This is a genomic window from Tamlana sedimenti (assembly GCF_038148895.1).
Classification (GTDB): Bacteria; Bacteroidota; Bacteroidia; order Flavobacteriales; family Flavobacteriaceae; genus Tamlana.
In genome coordinates, this window is sequence record NZ_JBBVGQ010000005.1 from 16800 (window position 1) to 35096 (window position 18297).

The 18297-nt window shown below is 34.3% G+C and carries 21 protein-coding genes and 2 tRNA genes; 15 read left to right on the forward strand and 8 right to left on the reverse strand.

The window, feature by feature from the left end:
• Positions 1–55 precede the first annotated feature (55 nt).
• From WJN01_RS12500 to WJN01_RS12530, 7 genes are all read left to right on the forward strand, one after another.
• Positions 56–128, forward strand: a tRNA-Lys gene (locus WJN01_RS12500).
• 54 nt (positions 129–182) lie between these two features.
• A tRNA-Leu gene (locus WJN01_RS12505) sits at positions 183–267 on the forward strand.
• 136 nt (positions 268–403) lie between these two features.
• On the forward strand, positions 404–1303 hold the full coding sequence (locus tag WJN01_RS12510) for a MerR family transcriptional regulator (RefSeq protein ID WP_445197498.1): 900 nt from the start codon (positions 404–406) through the stop codon (positions 1301–1303).
• 43 nt (positions 1304–1346) lie between these two features.
• Positions 1347–2819, forward strand: a complete 1473-nt coding sequence (crtID, locus tag WJN01_RS12515; protein ID WP_445197499.1) for a bifunctional phytoene desaturase/3,4-desaturase — start codon at positions 1347–1349, stop codon at positions 2817–2819.
• The gene (locus WJN01_RS12520; protein WP_445197500.1) at positions 2816–3655 is read left to right on the forward strand and encodes a phytoene/squalene synthase family protein; all 840 of its coding nucleotides are present in this window, start codon (positions 2816–2818) and stop codon (positions 3653–3655) included. Before crtID ends, WJN01_RS12520 begins: the two co-directional genes overlap by 4 nt.
• 9 nt (positions 3656–3664) lie before the next feature.
• Positions 3665–4117, forward strand: a complete 453-nt coding sequence (locus WJN01_RS12525; protein ID WP_445197501.1) for a sterol desaturase family protein — start codon at positions 3665–3667, stop codon at positions 4115–4117.
• A gap of 6 nt (positions 4118–4123) precedes the next feature.
• Complete coding sequence (locus WJN01_RS12530) at positions 4124–5269, forward strand: lycopene cyclase family protein (protein WP_445197502.1); 1146 nt, start codon at positions 4124–4126, stop codon at positions 5267–5269.
• A gap of 48 nt (positions 5270–5317) precedes the next feature.
• On the opposite strand, the gene WJN01_RS12535 is transcribed toward WJN01_RS12530, so the two are convergent.
• From WJN01_RS12535 to WJN01_RS12550, 4 genes are all read right to left on the reverse strand, one after another.
• A complete protein-coding gene (locus WJN01_RS12535; protein ID WP_445197503.1) occupies positions 5318–5743 on the reverse strand; it encodes a DUF5606 family protein in 426 nt (141 codons plus the stop codon).
• 56 nt (positions 5744–5799) lie between these two features.
• Positions 5800–6390 (reverse strand): peptide deformylase, encoded by a 591-nt coding sequence (gene def, locus WJN01_RS12540; RefSeq protein ID WP_445197504.1) that lies wholly within the window; start codon positions 6388–6390, stop codon positions 5800–5802.
• Between the two features lie 86 nt (positions 6391–6476).
• Positions 6477–6887 (reverse strand): Holliday junction resolvase RuvX, encoded by a 411-nt coding sequence (gene ruvX, locus WJN01_RS12545; RefSeq protein ID WP_445197505.1) that lies wholly within the window; start codon positions 6885–6887, stop codon positions 6477–6479.
• Between the two features lie 120 nt (positions 6888–7007).
• A complete protein-coding gene (locus WJN01_RS12550) occupies positions 7008–7310 on the reverse strand; it encodes a hypothetical protein (protein WP_445197506.1) in 303 nt (100 codons plus the stop codon).
• Positions 7311–7615: 305 nt separating this feature from the next.
• Between WJN01_RS12550 and WJN01_RS12555 the strand changes: the two genes are divergently transcribed.
• The gene (locus WJN01_RS12555) at positions 7616–8431 is read left to right on the forward strand and encodes a 2,3,4,5-tetrahydropyridine-2,6-dicarboxylate N-succinyltransferase (RefSeq protein ID WP_445197507.1); all 816 of its coding nucleotides are present in this window, start codon (positions 7616–7618) and stop codon (positions 8429–8431) included.
• A gap of 91 nt (positions 8432–8522) precedes the next feature.
• Positions 8523–9578, forward strand: a complete 1056-nt coding sequence (locus WJN01_RS12560; RefSeq protein ID WP_445197508.1) for a glycosyltransferase family 9 protein — start codon at positions 8523–8525, stop codon at positions 9576–9578.
• On the opposite strand, the gene WJN01_RS12565 is transcribed toward WJN01_RS12560, so the two are convergent.
• Positions 9568–10398, reverse strand: a complete 831-nt coding sequence (locus tag WJN01_RS12565) for a glycosyltransferase family 2 protein (RefSeq protein ID WP_445197509.1) — start codon at positions 10396–10398, stop codon at positions 9568–9570. The two genes, WJN01_RS12560 and WJN01_RS12565, sit on opposite strands and share 11 nt — an antisense overlap.
• Before the next feature lie 42 nt (positions 10399–10440).
• Between WJN01_RS12565 and WJN01_RS12570 the strand changes: the two genes are divergently transcribed.
• The gene (locus WJN01_RS12570) at positions 10441–11199 is read left to right on the forward strand and encodes a glycosyltransferase family 2 protein (protein WP_445197510.1); all 759 of its coding nucleotides are present in this window, start codon (positions 10441–10443) and stop codon (positions 11197–11199) included.
• On the opposite strand, the gene WJN01_RS12575 is transcribed toward WJN01_RS12570, so the two are convergent.
• The 3 genes from WJN01_RS12575 to WJN01_RS12585 are packed head-to-tail and all read right to left on the reverse strand — an operon-like array spanning position 11196 to position 13682.
• Complete coding sequence (locus WJN01_RS12575) at positions 11196–12209, reverse strand: glycosyltransferase family 4 protein (protein ID WP_445197511.1); 1014 nt, start codon at positions 12207–12209, stop codon at positions 11196–11198. The genes WJN01_RS12570 and WJN01_RS12575 overlap by 4 nt on opposite strands.
• A gap of 13 nt (positions 12210–12222) precedes the next feature.
• A complete protein-coding gene (locus WJN01_RS12580; RefSeq protein WP_445197512.1) occupies positions 12223–13023 on the reverse strand; it encodes a lipopolysaccharide kinase InaA family protein in 801 nt (266 codons plus the stop codon).
• Between the two features lie 5 nt (positions 13024–13028).
• Positions 13029–13682 carry a class I SAM-dependent methyltransferase gene (locus WJN01_RS12585; RefSeq protein ID WP_445197513.1) on the reverse strand — a complete coding sequence of 218 codons (654 nt, stop codon included), beginning with the start codon at positions 13680–13682 and terminating at the stop codon, positions 13029–13031.
• A gap of 125 nt (positions 13683–13807) precedes the next feature.
• On the opposite strand from WJN01_RS12585, the gene WJN01_RS12590 reads away from it, so the two are divergent.
• The 5 genes from WJN01_RS12590 to WJN01_RS12610 all read left to right on the forward strand — a co-directional run bounded on the left by WJN01_RS12590 (position 13808) and on the right by WJN01_RS12610 (position 18283).
• Entirely contained in the window at positions 13808–14734 is a 927-nt protein-coding gene (locus WJN01_RS12590; RefSeq protein WP_445197514.1) for a glycosyltransferase family 2 protein, read from the forward strand.
• Positions 14735–14738: 4 nt separating this feature from the next.
• A complete protein-coding gene (locus WJN01_RS12595) occupies positions 14739–15848 on the forward strand; it encodes a glycosyltransferase family 4 protein (protein WP_445197515.1) in 1110 nt (369 codons plus the stop codon).
• Positions 15841–16410 (forward strand): L-threonylcarbamoyladenylate synthase, encoded by a 570-nt coding sequence (locus WJN01_RS12600; protein WP_445197516.1) that lies wholly within the window; start codon positions 15841–15843, stop codon positions 16408–16410. Before WJN01_RS12595 ends, WJN01_RS12600 begins: the two co-directional genes overlap by 8 nt.
• 65 nt (positions 16411–16475) lie before the next feature.
• Positions 16476–17915, forward strand: a complete 1440-nt coding sequence (locus WJN01_RS12605; RefSeq protein ID WP_445197517.1) for a CCA tRNA nucleotidyltransferase — start codon at positions 16476–16478, stop codon at positions 17913–17915.
• A gap of 5 nt (positions 17916–17920) precedes the next feature.
• Complete coding sequence (locus WJN01_RS12610; RefSeq protein ID WP_445197518.1) at positions 17921–18283, forward strand: four helix bundle protein; 363 nt, start codon at positions 17921–17923, stop codon at positions 18281–18283.
• Positions 18284–18297: the final 14 nt, after the last annotated feature.

The window sequence follows — 18297 nt, forward strand, 5'->3', positions numbered from 1 at the left end:
TAAAAATAGGTTTTATATTTGCACCCGCTAACGGGAGTACGATAGCACAATTAATGACCTGGTAGCTCAGTTGGTAGAGCATCTCCCTTTTAAGGAGAGGGTCCTGGGTTCGAGCCCCAGCCCGGTCACAAAAAAGTTAAGCAAAATTGCTTAACTTTTTTTATTTTAGAGCACAATTTAAAGCGCACGTGGCGGAATTGGTAGACGCGCTGGCTTGAGGGGCCAGTATCCGTTTAGGATGTGGAAGTTCGAATCTTCTCGTGCGCACTTTACCTCGATTATTTCTACTCCTTTTTTGTTGAAAAACTTCCTGAATAAAGAACCATGAAAATCTTTATTTTTCTAAATTTTATTGATTTTTCGATAATTATATTTATTTTTGTTTAACTTAAATACAATATTGATGAACAATATTAAAGTTAATTTTAGTATCAAAGATTTAGAAAATCTTACTGGAATTAAAGCGCACACCATTCGCATTTGGGAAAAGCGTTATAATCTTCTTGAGCCAAACAGGACAGATACAAACATCCGTAGCTATAATTTAAATAGCTTTCAAAAGCTGTTGAACATATCATATTTAAACAACAATGGGCTCAAAATTTCTAAAATTGCTGATTTAAAAGAAGATGAAATTCCCGTTAAGGTCAGAGAAATTGCCTCTAGAGCCAAAGTTGAAGACCATGCCATAAACGCACTTAAAATGGCTATGATAAATTTCGACCAAGTTTTATTCTATAGCACATATAACAACCTTTTGGAGAATAAAACATTTAGTGAAATTTTCTATTCGGTTTTTCTTCCTTTGCTTAATGAAATTGGCCTTTTATGGCAAACGGGTACGATTACACCGGCCCATGAGCACTTTCTATCAGTTCACATTAAACAAAAAATTCTTCTAAATATAGAGCGGCTTCAGATTTTAGAGCCTAGGCCAGCTTCTAAGACATTCGTGTTGTTTTTACCTGAAAATGAAATACACGACATAGGCCTGTTGTTCATTAATTACCAGTTGCGCAGCAAGGGCTATCATACTATTTTCTTAGGAGAAAGTGTACCTATGCAAAGCTTGACAGATTTACATGAATTTTTTGATGACATCACTTTCATTTCCTATTTTACAGTTTATCCTGAAACAAATGATATCAAAACTTACATTGATGAGTTTAGCGACTTACTGCTTAAAAAGGGCAATACCAACTTTTTGGTTTTAGGAAAAAAACTTGCAGATGTTAACTTCACCGATGCTCCTAAAAATGTGCAAATATTTAATTCCATTGAAAATCTGGTAAAAACACTCTGATTATTTCTTTTTGTTTAACTTTTTATTATATTTGTTAGACATTATGAAAACAACAGTCAATATAATCGGTTCAGGTTTTTCTTCTTTGGCGGCTTCATGCTATTTAGCGCAAGTGGGTTTCGATGTGACCATTTTTGAAAAAAACAAAACCATTGGTGGACGTGCCAGACAGTTAAAAAAAGAAGGCTTTACTTTTGACATTGGCCCAACGTGGTATTGGATGCCAGATGTTTTTGAACGCTTTTTTTCTGACTTTGGAAAAAAACCTTCCGACTACTACACTCTTGAAAAGCTAAATCCAGCCTACAGTGTTTATTTCGGGAAAAATGATTTCATCACCATTGAAGACACTTTAGAAAAAATTGAAAAAGCTTTTGAAAAGGAAGAACCGGGTAGTTCTAAAAAACTGAGAAAATTCATTAATGAAGCCAAGAGCAATTACAACATTGCCATTAAAGATTTGGTCTATAATCCAGGTGTTTCACCTTTAGAACTGATAACACCTGCGACAATAAAGAAAATAAATCAATTTTTTAGCACCATCAAACAGGATGTTCGCAAGACATTCAAAAATGAAAGGTTGATTCAAATATTAGAATTTCCTGTTTTATTTTTAGGTGCAAAACCCAGTGATACACCTTCTTTTTACAGCTTTATGAACTATGCCGACTTTGGTTTAGGAACTTTTCACCCGAAAAAAGGCATGTATCAAGTTATATTGGCTTTAGAAAAATTGGCCAAAGAACTTGGAGTAACCATTAAAACAGGAGCCAACATTGAAAAAATCATGGTTGAAAACGGTGAAGCCAAAGGGTTGGTTTCGAATGGTGAAACGTTTTATTCAGATATCGTAGTTAGTGGTGCCGACTACCACCATACCGAAAGTCTTCTTGAGAAACCCTTCAGGCAATACTCAGAAAGCTATTGGAGAAAAAAAACTTTTGCACCATCGTCGTTGCTATTCTATGTTGGTTTTGATAAAAAACTTAAAAATGTAAATCACCACACTTTATTTTTCGATGTAGATTTTGATGTACATGCCGAAGCGATTTATGACAATCCTAAATGGCCCAAAAACCCCTTATTTTATGCTAGTTTCCCAAGCATGACGGATGATAGTGCAGCACCAAAAGGTAATGAAGCGGGTATTTTTTTAATTCCACTTGCTCCTGGCTTAGAGGACACCAATGAATTGAGGGAAAAGTATTTTGAAAAAATTATAACACGTTTTGAAGACCTAACATCACAAAATGTAAGAGACCATATCATTTTCAAAGAAAGTTTTTGTATCAACGACTTTATTAAAGATTACAACTCCTACCGTGGTAATGCTTACGGCATGGCCAACACGTTGATGCAAACTGCCTTTTTACGCCCGAAGTTGAAAAGCAAAAAAGCTGGAAATTTATTTTTTACAGGACAATTAACGGTACCTGGCCCAGGTGTTCCACCATCCTTAATTTCAGGAAAATTAGTAGCTGATTTAGTAATTAAACATCATCCCATTTTAGTATGAAGGCATTATTCGACACAGTATCATACAACAGTAGTAAGTTGGTGACCAAAACATATAGCACGTCCTTTTCTTTGGCTACAAAAATGCTTTATAAATCCATCAGAAATGATATATACAACATTTATGGCTTTGTACGTTTCGCCGATGAAATTGTAGACTCATTTCACGGCTATGACAAAGAATTCCTATTCAACAGGTTTTCAGATGATTTAGAGTTGGCCTTAAAAAATAAAATAAGCCTCAACCCGATATTGAATGCTTTTCAGCATACATTCCACCAGTATAACATTGACAAATCTTTGGTTGATGCATTTATGGACAGCATGCGATTGGATTTACACAAAACAAAATATCTAAACGAAGAGGAGTTTAAGGCATACATATATGGCTCTGCCGATGTGGTTGGTCTTATGTGCTTGAAAGTGTTTGTGAAAGGGGACATAAAAAAATATAATGAACTTAAAGATACCGCTATGGCTTTGGGTTCCGCTTTCCAAAAAGTGAACTTCCTTCGCGATTTAAAAGCCGATTTTGAAGGATTAGACCGAACATATTTCCCAAATACCGATTTGAAAAACTTAGATGAATCCTCAAAACAAGATATTATAAATGATATTGAGACTGATTTTGAAAAAGGCTTGTGCGGCATAAAAAAACTTCCCATTGAAGCCAAGTTTGGAGTTTTTATGGCCTACAGATATTACAGGCAGCTATTGAAAAAGCTCAAAAAAACCCCTGCCTTAAAGATAAAAGATTCCAGAATACGTGTTTCCAATCCAAAAAAAATAGAGCTTTTAATGCGCAGTTATGTGAAATATCAATTAAATTTAATGTAAATTATAAGCATGCATACTTTATTCTGGATATTAATTTTTTTAGCTACCTATTGCCTTATGGAATTTATGGCATGGTTTACGCACAAATACATTATGCACGGCTTTTTATGGAGCTTGCATAAAGACCACCATAATAAAGACCATGACAGTTGGTTTGAACGTAACGATGCCTTTTTCATCTTTTATGCGGTGGTAAGCATTGTCTTTTTTCTACTTTGGAAATACACCTCATTTTGGGCAGGTTTACCCATAGGATTGGGCATTTTCGCCTATGGTGTTTCTTATTTTATTGTGCATGATATTTTCATCCACCAACGTTTTAAAATGTTCAGAAATGCCAATAATTGGTATGCCAAAGGAGTTAGACGGGCGCACAAAATTCACCACAAACACTTGGGCAAAGAAGATGGCGAGTGCTTTGGAATGCTTTTCGTTCCTTTTAAATATTTCAATAAACAGTAATTTTTAATGGCTAAAAATACCCATTTCGATTATATCATTATTGGAAATGGATTGGCAGGTTTACAATTGGCCTTAAAAATGAGTGAAGATCATTTTTTCAATGACAAACAAATTGCATTAATAGACCCCTCTGAAAAAAAGGAAAACGACAAAACTTGGAGCTTTTGGGAAACAGGGCAATCTCAATGGGATAACTTGGCTTACAAATCATGGGGAAAAGCCTCTGTAATAACCTCAAAAAAGGAAATTTCTCTAGATTTTTATCCATATAGCTACAAAACTCTTCGTGCGATTGATTTTTATTCATATGCCAAAACCCAACTAAGAAAACGTGTGAACTTCCACTTTTTTACAGATAAGGTTAAAGACGTTGAAGAGCTTAAAACAGTTACTATAACTACGCAAAATAACACCTATTCTGCCTCACATGTTTTTGATAGCCGAATAACTGAAAATTATTCACCAAAATCAAAAACCGCCATTTCAATAACCCAACATTTTAAAGGTTGGATTATAAAAACGGAAAATGATTGTTTTGATGATTCGTCTTTCACTATGATGGATTATAGGTTAAAAGATAAAAACCAAACCACGTTTACTTATGTCTTGCCATTTTCAAAAACTGAAGCTTTGGTTGAATTCACCTATTTTACTGAACAAATTGTATCAGATGAAACATATGATTCATTCATAAAAACGTACATTAATGACTTTTTAAAAATTGACAACTATTCAATTATTGAAACTGAAGTTGGCAATATTCCCATGACGAGTTTTCCTTTTGAAAAGTCAAACTCAAAAAACATTACAAAAATTGGCACCGCAGGAGGATGGGTAAAAGGTTCTACAGGGTATTCATTTAAACACACCGAAAAGAAAGTGGCCAAAATTGTAGAAAATTTGAAGTATAACAGGCTACCTTCTAAAGACTTATTTAAAAAGCGTTTTAAATTTTACGACAAAGTTTTTCTAAAAGTTTTAAAGGACGAAAACAATAAAGGCGAATGGCTATTTCAACAGTTTTACAAAAAAAATGCTATACAAAGTATATTTCGATTTTTAGATGAAGAATCTACTTTTATTGAAGAACTAAAAATCATGAAATCTCTATTATCTTGGAGCTTTATAAAGGCCTTTTTTAAAACCTTATAAACTTATACAAAAAAAAAGCTCCCTGTGCAGGAGCTTTTTATATTTATTTTATTCTTCTTCGTCCGCAGGACTCTTGCTGCCTTCCTCAAGAGCATCCAGCATATTATGCTGTTGCAGTAAGTTGTACCATTGCAATACTTTTTTAATATCGCTGGCATAAACCCTATCTTCATCGTATTCCGGTAATACTTCAAAAAAGTATTCTTCCAACTTGTCTTTACTGTCTTTAGGTTTCACACTGGTGGGCTGCCCATTTTCCTTTTCTTTAATTTTTTCCAAAACTTGTCTCAGGGGCACCTCTTCGGTTAAGGTGTAAATAGCAATTTCACTTAAAACACTTACGTTGTTTTGAACGCTTACTGAAATTCGTTTGCCATCAATTAGTGATTCAGCAACAAATCCGCCACGTGTTTGTGTTATTAACTTAAATAAACCAGGTTTTCCTGAAATTGAAATTACTCGATCTAAACTCATAAATATTTTTTTTTGAAAGCGGCAAATATCACCTGTTTCATGGTGTTCTGCAAATATTATCGTTTCTTTTTTTGGGCTGGAAAACGCATTCTGTAGTCCACGCTAATTTTTCCTTTTGAAATATTGCTAAGCCTTCCTTTTATTAGACGTTTTTTAAAACTTGACAATTTATCAGTAAATAATACACCTTCAATATGGTCGTATTCATGTTGAACTACTCTAGCCACTAAACCAGTAAATGTTTCCTTTTGCTGATTAAAATTTTCATCTAGATATTCAATAGTAACTACTGGTTTTCTAAAAACATCCTCTCTAACATCCGGAATACTCAAACAGCCTTCGTTAAACGCCCACTCGTCCCCTTCTTCTTCAACTATTTTAGCATTTATAAAAACCCTTTTAAAATCCTTTAAAGCTTCCTGCACTTCTTTGCTTAAATCTTCATCTTCAGAAAAAGGCGCGGTATCGACCAAAAACAACCTTATTGGCAAACCAATTTGTGGTGCAGCCAAACCAACACCAAAGGCATTGTACATGGTTTCGAACATATTTTCAATAAGTTCATCTAGGTTTGGGTAATCTTTGCTAATATCTTCACCGACCTTTTTTAAAACAGGGTCTCCGTAGGCTACTATGGGTAAAATCATTGTTTATTTCTTAGAAATGCAAAAATACAACTCTTATTATTTATCAATCGTATTTAACAAAAATTTATTCTATCGGAATTGAATTGCTATTTAGCGTACAAGTAGCTTTGCAATATTAGGGTTGCACTAATCTCATCAACAAGCGCCTTGTTTTTGCGTTGGTTCTTTTTCAGTCCGCTATCAATCATGGTCTGAAATGCCATTTTTGATGTAAAACGTTCGTCAACCCGCTTGGTAGGTATATTTGGAAATTCATTTTCCAACTTTAAAATAAAAGATTTTATATAAAGCTCACTTTCTGACGCTGTATTGTCCATTTGTTTCGGCTCTCCAATCAGAAACAACTCAACGGCTTCCTTCCCAATATATTCCTTTAAAAAGCCTAAAAGTTCATTGGTGTTAACCGTTGTTAACCCTGATGCTATTATTTGCAATTCATCGGTTACAGCTATACCTGTTCTTTTTGTACCAAAATCTAATGCTAAAATGCGCGCCATATCTTGTTTTTGCAAAAGTAAGATATATACCAAATAAAAAAAAGCTGTCTTTACGGACAGCCTTCTTTCACAAAAAAATTTAACCTTAAATATTAATATATTTGAATTTGAACTTTGCTTTTAAGCTTTAACAGCTTTATTCATTTTAGGGAATAAAATATCAATATTACCCTCTTTTCTTTTTAAGTTTAAATAGATTCTAATATCACTGTTAGCACGAGCCATTTCTTCTTTCATCTCAGCTGGACTAATCAATAAAGAATCACTTTCTTTAACAGGAGCAACTTCTACATTAACCTTCTCAGTATTGTTAACCGAAATTGTATTAGTAGTTTCAGCAGTAACAGCTTTTTCATTAGTTTGAGCACTAGCAAAAGAAACTGTTAGTAAGAAAGCTAATAATATGTAGAAATTTGTTTTCATCTGTTTATCGTTGTTTGATGATTCAAAGATATATCCAGGTGAAGGCTATCACACAAAAAATTAGTTGTAAGCCTAGTATTTTCGATTATAAGAGAAGCTACTTGTTTTCATCGATGAATAGTTTAAAAACATATTTAATCGACGAAAAACATCTTTTTAAGCATTTCATCCCAATCTCCTCTAGACAAAAAGACAAAATACATCATTCTGCCCCTAAAAAACAGCCTTCAAAAATGGATATTATTATGCCTATTTCATTCCCTTTTTAAATGATACCTATTATATTTGCGAAAAATTAAATATCAATGACAGAATTACAGAAAATTATAGAGAAAGCTTGGGATAATAGAGACCTGCTAAAAGAAGAAACCACAACCACAGCCATAAGAAAAGTAATTGATTTATTGGATAAAGGCGAATTGAGGGTTGCCGAACCTACCAAAGACGGTTGGCAGGTTAACGAATGGGTGAAAAAAGGTGTTGTATTATACTTCCCTATCCAAAAAATGGAAACCATTGAAGCAGGCCCTTTAGAATTCCATGATAAAATTCCTTTAAAAAGAGGATATGCCGAAAAAGGTATTCGTGTGGTTCCACATGCAGTTGCCAGACATGGTGCATACATTTCTCCAGGTACTATTTTAATGCCGAGTTATGTTAATATTGGTGCTTACGTTGATGAAGGAACTATGGTTGATACTTGGGCTACCGTTGGAAGCTGTGCGCAAGTAGGCAAAAATGTACATCTTTCTGGAGGTGTTGGTATTGGTGGGGTTTTAGAGCCTTTGCAGGCTGCTCCTGTAATTATTGAAGACAATTGCTTTATTGGAAGTCGCTGTATTGTAGTTGAAGGTGTACGAGTTGAGACAGAAGCTGTTTTGGGTGCTGGTGTTGTATTGACCATGAGTACAAAAATAATTGATGTAACTGGTGATAAACCTGTAGAATATAGAGGTATAGTTCCTGCGCGTTCAGTGGTTATTCCTGGTAGTTACACCAAAAAATTCGCGGCCGGAGATTATCAAGTGCCATGTGCCTTAATTATTGGTAAACGTAAAGAAAGCACCAATAAAAAAACATCTCTTAACGATGCACTTCGTGAGCATGATGTGGCTGTGTAACGTTATATTTTAGATTCCAAAAAATTAAATTCCAATCTCCAAATATTTACTTTGGAAATTGGATTTTTTTTATTGTAGCTTTAAGAACCTTATGAAGATATTAGTTATACAACAAAAAATGATTGGGGATGTACTTACAAGCAGCATTCTCTTTGAGGCACTTCGCCTAAAATTCCCAAAAGCTCAATTAGATTATTTAATCAATGAGCACACGTTTCCTGTTGTAAAAAACAATCCATTTATTGACAATTTTATCTTTTTCACCAAAGAAGCCGAAGCTAGCAAGAAAAATCTTTTAAAGTTGGCAACATCTATAAAAAAACAAAAATATGATGTTGTCATTGATGTATATTCAAAACTTTCGAGCAATATTTTAACTTATTTCTCGAAGGCAAAAATCAAAATTTCATATCATAAACCTTATTCAACATCATTCTACACCCATAACATAAAAAGGAAAACAGTTACAGATAATTTAAACGGGCTAGCTATAGAGAATAGGTTACAATTATTGAAACCTCTGGGAATTGAAGCTTCAAATTTAAAACCTAAGATTTACCTATCTGACGATGAAATTAAGGGAAGCAAACAATTTTTAATTGATAATGGTTTAAACCTTAAGAAACCCATTTTAATGGTTAGTGTTTTAGGGAGTGGTGAGAACAAAACGTATCCGCTTCCGTTCATGGCTAAAGTTATTGACACCATTTATAACCAAACTAACGGACAGATTTTATTCAATTATATACCCGAGCAGAAAGACCAAGCAACAGAAATATTCAACCTTTGTAACGAAAAAACTAAATCGGCAATTTTCTTAGATGTTTTCGGTAAAAGTTTAAGAGAATTTCTTGCCATTACACACCATTGCAGTGCTGTGATTGGAAATGAAGGCGGAGCTATAAACATGGCTAAAGCACTTAACGTGAAAACTTTTGCTCTTTTTTCACCGTGGATAGATAAAGCCACCTGGAATCTATACGAAGATAAAAACAACACTGGTGTACATTTAAAAGATTACAAACCTGAAATTTATACCAAACCAGAAAAAACATATAAAAAAGAGGCAAAAAAACTATACAATCTTTTTAAACCAGAACTATTTCAAGATAAATTAATTGAATTTTTAAAGGGCTTCAATTTTTAGTTACTTTTTCAATTCCAAAAGGTGTAAAAACCGATTTGTTCCTTTTGGTCTGTTTCCTTATTTCATTATTCAATATGCGAGCCTCCTCATTTTTATAGGGACGTTCGTGATGTAAATGCAAACAAATGGCACTGTATCTAATTTGAATGAACTTGATGCCATAATTCATCAGTCGTTCTCCCAACTCCCTATCCTCTCCTCCGTATTGCATACGCTCATCAAAACCATTAACTGCAATAATATCGGGCTTCCATCCAGAGACATTCATGCCATCAAAAGTTGCTTTGGTGGGGGTAAATGTGTTCAAAAACCAAGCTTTTAAACCGTAAGCCGTTAATTTTTTGGTCTTGAATGTTTTTTTCAATCCATGATTGAGAAGCCAATCTAATTTAAAACATTGTTGATTTTCAATATTTTCCTTTGAAATAATTTTTGAAATACGTTTTGGCAGTTTAAAATATCCACCTGAAAGAATGCAATTTTGCAGGCTTAACTTTAAATGTGTTTCAACAAAATCATTCCTTGGAATACAATCGCCATCTGTAAAAATCAAATACTCAGATTTTGCTCTTTGAATTGCTTTGTTTAAAATTCTTGTCTTTCTAAAACCATCATCCTTTTGCCAAACATGTTCAATTTTCAATGTTGAAGCGGCGATAAACTTATCAATAACAGTTTTAGTGGTTTCTGTGGAGCCATCATCTGCAATTAAAATTTCAAAATTTGTTTCCGTTTGAACACCATAACCCCACAGGACATTTTCTAACCATTCCGGTTGATTATAGGTGCTAATAATTACAGAGGCTTTATATGTATCCATTGAAACAAAAATAGCTATTTTTGCCTAACCCTTAATTGCAATATGATTAAACTATCTGGTGTCATAATTACCTTTAATGAAGAACGAAACATTGAAAAATGCTTAAAATCATTAACTTCTGTTGCTGATGAAATCGTAGTAGTAGATTCATTTTCAACAGATAACACCAAGGCTATATGTAAAAAATATAACGTTAAGTTCGTAGAACAAGAATTCTTGGGCTATGTTGAGCAAAAGAACTTTGCCTTAAAGCAAGCTTCTTACGATTATATTATTTCACTTGACGGAGACGAAGAGCTATCCCATATGCTCCAAAAATCCATAATCAAGTTAAAAAGCAATTGGGAGTTTGATGGCTATTATTGCAACAGATTCAATAATTTTTGTGGCCAATGGATAAAGCATTCCCATTGGTACCCTGATAAAAAATTACGTGTTTTTGATAGACGTAAAGCAAAATGGAAAGGTAAAAAAGTCCACGAAACTGTAAAAACGTTTCAAGGAAACAATGTTGGATTCTTAAAAGGAGATATTTTACATTATTCCTACAAAACCTATTCTGAATTCAACAAACAGAATGAGATTTATTCAACCCTTTCGGCCGAGGCCTATTTTGAGATGGGAAAGAAAGCACCTATTTGGCGGATAATAATTAACCCTACTTGGGCATTCTTTAGGGCTTATTTTTTAAAACTGGGATTTCTTGATGGTTTAAATGGCTTAATAATTTGTATACAAACGGCCAATATTACATTTTTAAAGTACACAAAACTTCGGGAATTATATCGTAACAAAACCTAGCTCAAAAATAACCCATCAATAGTTTTTGCACAGTTTTCCCATGTGTAAGGCATTACCGTTTCCCTAATATTTGCTCTTAATGAAAATGCTTTTTCAATCAGCGGGATAACATTTTCGTAACTGGCATTAACATCGAATAAGAATCCATTTTCACCATGGTTAATCAAATCTGTACAATAACCCGTTTTTGATGCTACGGGAACACAGTTAGACATCATAGCCTCCAAAACAGGCACCGGCCCTCCTTCCAACAAAGATGGCGAAACAAAAACATCAATTTTACTGTACATCTCCGGATAAGACTCATAAGGAATTTCCTTATGATAGATAAAATTTGGCAGGCTTAGTATATCTTGAAATCCATCATAATTATGCCAATTTTGACCAATTAAATGAAATGTTTTATCGGGCATATTTTTTACAATATCATAAATAAGTTTTGGGTTTTTACGAGCATGGTAACTGGAACAGAATCCGACATCGCCTTTTCCTCTTTCATGACTATTAAAGAATTTTGACGATGTACCAATATGTAACACCTTCAACAACTCAGGCTTCACTCCTAAGTTGGTCAAATAGGTTTTAATTTCAGAATTTAAACAAATGATATAATTAGCTTTATTAAGGCACCAAACCACATGGGTTTTAGAGTATTTTTTATCCCAATTTGGATGGGTGAACATAACAATGTTCTTTTTATTTAATATGCTTGGCTTACTTCTTATGCATCTGCAGAAATAATTTTGATAGATGAAAAAATAGCCATCGGCATCGGGTAAATTACGTAGTTTATTGTGATAATGTGTTTTTGCGTTTAATGAAGAATAATGGGAAAGACGACGAACCTTTGCTCCAAAAATCCATTTTTTATCCAGTTCGCGCGCTACAAAAACTACATCATTGACTTCTTTGGAAACTGAAGCCGAAAATTTCGATACCAAAATGGCCCAAAGATATTTCCATTTATGAACCAACAAAAAATAAACGTACTCTCCCAAATTGCCTTTCATTCTAAAATATTTTTCACTGAATTGGCGACTGGCTGGGTCGCGATTTATATTTTTTCTTCCAAAAGAAAATACGCTTTTTTAACCGTATTTTTCTATAAAATTGGTCTTGAAAATCAACTGTGTATTTCCACATGAGATTAAAAATGGCCTGTTCGTTCTCACCTGAACATTTGGCGTATTCATTACTCATAATTTTAATCATTGACTTATGGATAGTCAATTTTGCAAAATTCTTAATTCGGGTTTCAAAATCCATTTTACCAAATTCCATTCGGTTTAGATCTACCAAATAAAAATCGTACCCTTCTTTCAACCTTTTAACAAGCGTATTTCCTGGAGAATGATCCAAAAAATTAATACCATTTTCGTGCAACTTATAAGTAAATCTGGTAAAGGCCCTTAAAATTGCCTCGTGGTCTTCAATTTCAAAATCCGTGGTCAACTCTCTGTAGGTTAAATCACAGGCCACCAACTCGCTAACATAGTAGCTTTTTTTAAATAAAAATGGGGTTGATTTAATTTGGTAGGCAACTGGAAACGGCGTTTTAATGTCTGCATGCAACAGCTTATTGGCATATTCAAAAGACCGTTGTGCCTTAGACTTCCTTAAAAATCTATATACAATTTGATTGACTATGTTAGGCACCTTAAACGACTTTATGGTATGTTTTTCGCCGTCAATGGCAACAATTTTAATAACATTGCGCTCGGCAGCACCCAAGATTTCTTTGTGCAAATCAAAGTTTTTGATTGCTTGTTTTACAGCTTCAACTTGAGATTGATATTTTGAAGATACAATTAATTTTTCTGCCACTGTTTTTATGATTTTTTATCGAATGTGGCTACTGTGGCATATTGAGGATACCTGATATCCAATTGGGAAAAAAGCAACGGGATATTATATAAATATGGCTTAATTGACCTGCTTCTATTGATTCCTTCATGGATAACAACATTATATCCCAAATCCAAGTACATCCTTAAAATACTTTTCTTTGTAAAAAATCGAAGGTGTGTTCTATCCATTACCCCAAAATCCTCATATTTCCAATCTTTTCTCACTAGAAGCCTCATAAAAGTGTTGTGATACCTAACATTGGGTATCGAGCTAATTATTCTACCATTGTCCGAAAGTTTGGATTGAATTTTTTTTAACACCATATAAGGGTCAACCAAATGCTCTAAGACATCATTAAAATAAATAACATCAAAATAATTCTCTGGCAAATCATCAATATAGTCCTCGCACCTACCAGAATATACTTTATGCAATTTTTCTTTTGCCACTGCTGCCTCGTTGGGCATATACTCAATTCCCCAAACTTCTGCACTGGTCTGCTCTTTTAAAACTTCGGCAAAAGCACCATTCCCACATCCAATATCAATTATTGTTTTAGGTTCATCCGGAAGGTATTTTAACATTTCATCCCTAACATTGTCATAATAACCCTCTGGCTTTGTTTCGTAGTCCATTTTCCCGTTTTGCCAAATATATAAATAAAACCTAAATCAGCTTTAATAGCCAGCAAAACAGTTGACATATATATTTGTTTTATCTGATATCAACTTGTATTTTTGGCTGATAACCATCAAGCAACATGAAGGACATTTCGGCGATAATTATAAACTACAATTCTTCTGCCTTTACCGTAAATTGTATTAAATCCATTCTGGAAAAGACGACAAACTCTATTTCATATGAACTAATCATTGTTGATAATGCTTCTGAACATGAAGATTTTAAAAAGTTGAAAGATGCCATAAACAAATTAAACCTACCGAATTTAAAACTTGTGAGGAGTAGATACAATACAGGTTTTGGTGGCGGAAACATGTTTGGCGTACAGTTTGCCAATGCCAAGCAGTATGCGTTTATTAATAACGACACGATTTTACAAAACGATTGTTTAAACATTGTTTTTAATTTTCTGGAAAATAATGCTGAAGCGGCCATTTGTTGTCCACAACAATATAACGAGGTGGGAGAAGTACAAAAATCATTCGACCATTTTTTAAGTTTGAAAAGAGAGCTGTTCGGTCGAAAAATACTTGAAAAAATAAACCCAACAAAATACCCAAAACGTCAAAAAGTGTATGCTCAGCCTTTGAAAGTGCAAAGTGTGCCCGGTTCGTTTTTGGTTGTAAAAGCAGAACAATTTCATAAAGTTGGAGGTTTTGATACCAATATATTTCTGTATTACGAAGAAACCGATTTATGCTACCGTATTGCAAAAAACTCCAAAAAGGGTGATTGCTATTTAGTACCCGAAGGAAAGTTCACCCATTTTAAAGGGCAAAGCACCGAAAAAAGTTTTGCCATAAAAAAGGAACTGAAAATTTCGCTGTTATATGTTTTAAGGAAAAACTCCGGCTATTTCGCCTATCAAATTTTAAGATGGTGGCTAACCGTAAAATTCTTTTTCAAAACATTAATTAAACCAAAAAGTTTTCCGCTTTTTTTGCTCTTTCTAAAAGGTGCCCCAATTAGTGCGTCTTTAAAACAAAAACAAATTATTGCAGACTAGAGGCATGAACATTTTACATCTATCAGCCGTATCAAACTGGGGCGGTGGTGAAAACCACATAGAAAACCTTTGTACCGAACTAGCTTCTAGTAAGCCTGAAATAAACAATATTATATTTTGCGTAAAGAATGGGCCATTTCACGAAAGGTTAAAAAACACAGAAATTGAGCATATTGCCGCTCCTTTGGGCATAAAGGTGGATTTAAGGTTTTCATTTAAATTGGGAAAAGTATGCAAATCCAAAAAAATTGACTTGATACATATTCACGATACCACGGCAATTCAACTTGCTATTATTGCTGATAAAATCTATAATTTACCACCTTTTATTTTCAGCAAAAAAACATCATTTGAAATTAAGCAACGAAAAAAAACGCTGTACAAATACAATTATCCAAAAATCAAAAAAATCCTTTGTGTATCAGAAGAAACTAAAAGAGTTTCAGAAAAATCTATTATTGACCGCAGCAAACTCATTACCATTTATCATGGTACCAATTTAAAAACCAAAAGCGACAAAACACCCTTTTTGTTGCGCGATAAATTATCCATCAGAAAAGAGAAAATCATTATAGGCAACGTTGCCAACCACATTAGGGCAAAACATTTGGATACTTGGGTTAATGTAGCCAATCGAATTATCAATGACGAAAAGAAAACCAATTTCTTTTTTTTTCAAATTGGCACCTTTACAGAACGCACCCAACCTCTTTTAGACCGCGTAAAGGAACTTAATTTATCAGGCCATATGGCATTTTTAGGATATACGCCAAACGCCTCCAATTTTATTCCACAATTCGATATATCGCTAATGACCTCGCAAAGCGAAGGTGTTCCGCAATTTATTTATGAATCGATGTACCATAAAATACCCGTCGTGAGCACTGATGTGGGCGGTATTCCAGAAATCATCGAACACGAAACCAACGGCCTTCTAGCACCAATGCATGATGATAAGAAACTAGCCGAACTGGTTTTAAAACTTTCTGATAATGCAGAAATGAAAAAAAAGTTTGTTAACGATGCCTACAATAGGTTGATAGCCAATTTTACGACAAGTAAAATGGTACAACGCACCGTTGAAGTCTATAAAGAAGTGCTGCAAAATGTCTAGTCAAAATATTGAAATACAAAAAGCCCTTGAAGCATTAAAAAATGGCGGCCTGATACTATACCCTACCGATACCGTTTGGGGCATTGGTTGCGATGCCAACAACCCAGAAGCCATAAAAAAAGTGTATCAATTAAAACAGCGTGAGGACAGTAAGGCCCTGATTTGTTTGGTTGCAGATGATAGAATGCTAAAAAAATACGTGAAGCAAATTCCTTTGGCAGCCCAAAACATTATTGACATTACGGACAAACCAACCACCATAATATATGATGAAGCCCAAAATCTTGCAGAAAACCTTATAGCGGAAGACGGCTCTATAGCCATAAGAATTCCAAATGATGATTTTTGCTATTGGCTATCAAGAAAATTTAATGGCGCCATTGTTTCAACCTCTGCAAATATTAGTGGGCAACCAACCCCAAAATCGTTCAAAGAAATAGCACCAGAGGTTTTAAAAGGTGTAGACTATGTTGTAAATTTGCGTCGCGAAAAAATTTGCAACAAACCATCGTCAATCATTAAGTTGGGAAACAATGGTGTTGTAAAAATAATTAGAGCCTAAAAATTCGAATTTCAAATTCTAAAACCTCAAACTATCTTGGGTTTGGATTTGAATTTTATCTATTTATGAACCATAAAGAAGCTTTAAACCACCCTATTTTCAAGGTAATCTCCAAATCTGCTTCAGAACTCGATTTGGTAAGTTATGCCATTGGTGGTTTTGTTCGCGATTATTTTCTAAACCGAGAAACTGCGAAAGATATTGATATCGTAGCTATTGGTGATGGTATAAAACTAGCCAAACAAGTGGCCAACAATCTGCCCAACAAACCAAAAGTACAGGTGTTTAAAACTTACGGAACAGCCATGCTTCGTTACGAAGACATTGAGGTTGAATTTGTTGGGGCCCGTAAAGAATCGTACACCGAGGACAGCAGAAACCCAGCAGTTGAAAATGGCACACTTCAAGATGACCAAAACCGTCGTGATTTTACCATTAACGCTTTGGCCCTAAACTTAAGTGAAGACAATTTTGGCGATTTGTTAGATCCTTTTAATGGCATAAAGGATTTGGAAAATAAAATCATTAAAACACCATTAAACCCAGATATTACTTACAGCGACGACCCCTTAAGGATGTTACGCGCCATTAGATTTGCAACTCAATTAAATTTTGAAATCGAGGAAAAATCTTTGCAAGCTATTACAAGCAATGCAGATAGAATAAAGATTATAACCAATGAGCGGATTGTTACCGAATTGAATAAAATTTTGGAAAGCAATAAACCATCAAAGGGGTTTTTATTGTTGGAAAAAACAGGCCTTTTAAAATATATTTTACCGGAATTGACCGCGCTTAAAGGTATTGATGAAATTGAAGGGCAACGCCATAAAGACAACTTTTATCACACGCTTGAAGTGGTCGATAATATTTCTGAAAACACAAATAATCTGTGGCTTCGCTGGGCAGCTTTATTGCATGATATTGGTAAAGCCCCAACAAAAAGGTTCAGCAAAAAAGTGGGATGGACGTTTCACGGACACGAATTTGAAGGCTCAAAAATGGTTTATCGTTTGTTCAAGCGACTGAAAATGCCATTGAATGACAAAATGAAATTTGTCCAAAAAATGGTATTGATGAGCTCTAGGCCAATCATACTTGCTCAAGATATTGTGACCGATTCTGCCGTTCGCCGTTTGGTTTTTGATGCCGGCGATTATGTTGACGATTTAATGACCCTTTGCGAGGCAGACATCACCACAAAAAATCCAAAAAAGTTCACTAAATATCATAACAATTTTAAGATTGTTCGTGAAAAAATTATTGAAGTTGAAGAGCGCGACCATATAAGAAATTTTCAGCCACCCATCACCGGGGAAGAAATCATGGAAACTTTTAACCTTCAACCCTCAAAAGAAATTGGCATCATCAAAGAAGCCATCAAAGAGGCTATTCTGGAAGGTGAAATACCCAATGAATATGAGGCGGCGCATAAGCTGATGTTGGAAAAAGGAATTGAGCTAGGCTTATCAATTGAGGATCAAAGCAACAAAGACTCAAAGTAACAAAGGTGAAACATAATCATACTTATCGAAAATTAGCAGTATGGCAAAAATCCATGGATTTTGTCACCAAAATCTATAGCAAAATAAACTTATTTCCTCAAGAAGAACTTTACAGTTTGTCCTCGCAAATAAAACGTTCAGCAATTTCAATTCCGAGTAACATAGCTGAAGGTTACGGAAGAAATGGAACAAAAGACTATTTACGATTTTTGAACATTTCTATAAGTTCATTATTCGAACTTCAAACTCAAATTGAAATAGCATATAATTTGAAGTTTTTAGATAAAGACTCATTTGAAGAATTGTATGATGATTCTAGAGAAATCGAACGAATGCTCTCCAGTTTTATATCAAAAATCAAACAATAACCCTGTATATCTTT